The 3,617-nt window shown below is 73.3% G+C and carries 3 protein-coding genes; all 3 read right to left on the bottom strand.

Features of this window, described 5'->3' with window-relative positions:
- Nucleotides 1-1,269: dihydrolipoamide acetyltransferase family protein (locus ACPYOG_RS18840; RefSeq protein ID WP_481295671.1), on the bottom strand; the 1,269-nt coding region annotated here is incomplete at its 3' end.
- Nucleotides 1,266-2,369, bottom strand: coding sequence for an alpha-ketoacid dehydrogenase subunit beta (locus ACPYOG_RS18835; protein ID WP_481295670.1), 1,104 nt, complete (start codon nucleotides 2,367-2,369; stop codon nucleotides 1,266-1,268). The genes ACPYOG_RS18840 and ACPYOG_RS18835, both read right to left, overlap by 4 nt.
- A complete protein-coding gene (gene pdhA / locus ACPYOG_RS18830; RefSeq protein ID WP_481295669.1) occupies nucleotides 2,366-3,490 on the bottom strand; it encodes a pyruvate dehydrogenase (acetyl-transferring) E1 component subunit alpha in 1,125 nt (374 codons plus the stop codon). The genes ACPYOG_RS18835 and pdhA overlap by 4 nt, the downstream gene beginning before the upstream one ends.
- Between the last annotated feature and the right edge of the window lie 127 nt (nucleotides 3,491-3,617).

Genomic DNA, 3,617 nt, shown 5'->3' with positions numbered 1-3,617 from the left:
GACCCAGGGTCGCTCGATGGCCCGGCCGAGACCCAGGATCGCCACCTCGGGATGGTTGATGATCGCTGCACTGCCGTCCACGCCGAGGCTGCCGTAGTTGTTGATCGTGAAGGTGGAGCCGGCGAGGTCGGCCGGGGGCAGCGTCCCCTCGCGGGCCGCCCGGGCCAGCCGGTCGAGCTCGGCGTCCAGCTCGCGCACCGACATCCGGTCCGCGCGGCGCACGACCGGGACCAGCAGGCCGCGGTCGGTATCGGCGGCGAAGCCGAGATTGACGCCCTCGAAGGTGATCACGCCGTCGCCGTCGGGCGCCACCCGTCCGGCGAGTTCGGGATGCCGCGCGAGCGCCGCCAGCGCGAACCGCGAGACGAACGCCAGGAACGACGGGGCACGGCCGGTGCGAGCGAGCCGGCGCCGCCCCTCCCACAGGTCGGTCGCATCCACATCCACCCAGACGGTGGCGTCGGGGATCTCGGCGCGGCTTCGCGTCATCGTCTCCGCGACCGTGCGGCGCAGGCGCGAGAACGGCGTCGTGGCCTGGATTCTGAGCCCGGTGCGCGGGTCGGTCCCGTTCGGCTCCGAGCCCGGCGTTCCAGCGTCTTCCGGCGTGTCCGGCGAGCTCAGGAGCTGTCGGCCGGGCGAGCGGGGAGCACCGGCGAAGGCGGCTTCGACGTCGCGGCGGGTCAGAACGCCGTCCGGTCTGCTGGAGCGGACCGTGGCGAGGTCGATGCCGTGGCTGCGGGCGAGGGCCCTGACGACCGGCGAGATCACGGGGATCACGGGGTCGCCGGAGGCGGTCCCCACGCGGGGACGCTGCTCCGCAGGCGCGGACGCGGATGCCGACATGGATGCGCGCGGCGTCGTGAGCGTGGATGCGCGGGAGACCCGCCCCCGGCGTCCACTGTGGGAGGTGGTCCCGTAGCCGACGAGCACCTGGCCGGATCCGCTCGGTGCCGCCGCCTCGGCGTCCGCACCGGCGACTGCTTCCGCCGGGCCGTCCGCCTCCGCCGGAACGTCTGCCTCCGCCGGGACGACCTCCTCCACTTCGAGCAGCGGCGCGCCCACGAGGATCGTCTCCCCCTCCTCGCCGTGCAGCGCGGCCACCCGGCCGGCGTACGGCGACGGCACCTCGACGACCGACTTGGCGGTCTCGACCTCGGCGATCGGCTGGTCCGTGGTCACCGTGTCGCCGACGGCGACCAGCCAGTGCACCAGCTCCGCGTCGGTGAGGCCCTCGCCCAGGTCCGGGAGGGTGAACGTCCGGGCGGTCACGCGTCCTCCCACTGCAGCGTATCCACCGCATCCAGCACCCGGTCCACGTCCGGCAGGTAGAAGCGCTCGAGCTTGGGCGGGGCGAACGGGGTGTCGAAGCCGGTCACCCGGCGGACCGGAGCGAGGAGGTGGTGGAAGCACCGCTCGGAGACGCGGGCGGCGATCTCGGCCGCCATGCTGGCGAAGCCGGGCGCCTCGGCGATCACCACGGCGCGGCCGGTCTCGCGCACGGCGGCGCAGACGGTCTCGTCGTCGAACGGGACGAGCGACCGCAGGTCGATCACCCCGATGCTGCGGCCGTCCTCCTCGGCCGCCTCTGCGGCGGCGAGCGCGACCGGGACCGACGGTCCATACGCGATGAGGGTCGCGTCCGCACCCTCCCGCGCCACGCGCGCCGTGCCGATCTCGGGAAGCGGCGCCTGCGTGTCCACTTCGCCGGTCGACCAGTACAGCTTCTTCGGCTCGAGGAAGATCACCGGGTCGGGATACGCGATCGCGGCCCGCAGGAGCCCGTACGCGTCCTGCGGCGTCGCCGGCGACACCACGGTGAGCCCCGGCGTGTGGACGTAGTACGCCTCGGACGAGTCGGAGTGGTGCTCCACGCCGCCGATGCCGCCGGCGTACGGGATGCGGATCACCAGCGGCAGCCGCATCCGCCCGCGCGTCCGGTTTCCCAGCTTCGCGACGTGGTCGACGATCTGCTCGAAGGCGGGATACGCGAACGCGTCGAACTGCATCTCGACGACCGGGCGCATCCCGTTCATGGCCATGCCCACGGCGGTGCCGACGATTCCGGATTCGGCGAGCGGAGTGTCGAAGCAGCGGTTCTCGCCGAAGCGGGCCGTCAGGCCGTCGGTGATGCGGAAGACGCCGCCGAGGGGGCCGACGTCCTCGCCGAAGACGAGCACGGACGGGTCGGCGGCGAGCGCGTCGGCGAGGGCGCGGTTGAGGGCCTGGGCCATCGTCATCGTGCCGGTACCGGTGCCGGTGCCGGCGCTCGTGCCGGCGCTCGTGGATGTGGTGGCAGGCCCAGCGGCGGCCGCCGCGTTCCCGGCGGCGTCGCCCGGGCGCTCGGCGGGGGCGTCGTGCATGAGCGTCATCGTGCGGCCTCCTTCGTCATGGCCTGTTCGGCGGCGAGCTGCTCGGCCTGCTCGCGCAACTGCGGGGTGGGGGTGGCGTAGACGTAGGCGAAGAGGTCCTCGGGGTGGGGCTCCGCATCCGTCATGATGGCCGCCCGGAGCTCGCTCGCGACCCGTTCGGCGTGGGCGTGCGCCTCGGCGTCGTCGCCCTCGGTCAGCGCTCCCCGCTCGGCGAGCCAGGTGCGGAGCCGAAGCAGCGGGTCGCGCGCGAGCCAGGGCTCCACCTCCTCCTGGGTGCGGTAGCGGGTGGCGTCGTCCGCGTTGGTGTGCGACTTGACGCGGTAGGTCCGCGCCTCCACGAGGGTCGGGCCTCCGCCCTCGCGCGCCTCGTCGACGGCTTCTCCGAGAACGGCGAGCACGGCGGCGAGGTCGTTTCCGTCGACCAGCCGTCCGCGCATCCCGTACCCGATGCCCTTGTGGGCGAGGCTCGGCGCGGCGGTCTGGCGGCTGAGCGGCACCGAGATCGCGTAGCCGTTGTTCTGCACGAGGAAGACGACCGGCAGGTGGAAGACCGCCGCGAAGTTGAGCGCCTCGTGGAAGTCGCCCTCGCTCGTCGCGCCGTCGCCGCACATCGCGAGCACGACCGTGTCCTCCCCGCGCATCCGGGCCGCGTGGGCGAAGCCGACCGCGTGCAGGAGCTGCGTGGCGAGAGGAGTGGACTGCGGGGCGACCCGGTACGCGTTCGGGTCGTAGCCGGAGTGCCAGTCGCCGCGGAGCAGCACGAACGCCTCGAAGGGATCGACGCCGCGTGCGACCACGGCGACGGCGTCCCGGTAGGTGGGGAACAGCCAGTCGTCCTCGCCGAGGACCATCGCGGCGCCGATCTCGCACGCCTCCTGGCCGTGCGAGGACGGGTACACCGCGAGGCGGCCCTGACGCACGAGGGCGTCGGCCTGGTCGTTGAGCCGGCGGCCGAGGACCAGCTGCCGGTAGCCCTCGCGGAGGGTCTCCGCGGTGGGGAGGCGATCGGGCGGGATCGCAGCGGCGCCGGCCGGATCGTCGGCGCCGTTCTGGTCGATGAGCCGCAGCGGGGTGTCGCCCGGCAGCAGGTCGTCCGCGCGCAGCGGTGCGTCGGCGTGCATCCGTTCTCCTTTGAAAGACGTCACTCACTCTCATGGTGACTTCGCTGGACCTCGGATGCTACGGGTCACCCAGAGTCGAGACGAATGGATGTGCTGGTCGCCGTTGCGTGTCAGACTGTCCAGCACC

It is taken from the genome of Leifsonia sp. HAY1-4F (genome assembly GCF_056755275.1).
This window is presented reverse-complemented; position numbering and strand designations above follow the sequence as displayed.

Coding starts and splice junctions, on each gene's coding strand:
- ACPYOG_RS18835 (WP_481295670.1), bottom strand. CDS start 2,369: ATGACGCTCATGCACGACGCCCCCGCCGAGCGCCCGGGCGACGCCGCC.
- pdhA (WP_481295669.1), bottom strand. CDS start 3,490: ATGCACGCCGACGCACCGCTGCGCGCGGACGACCTGCTGCCGGGCGAC.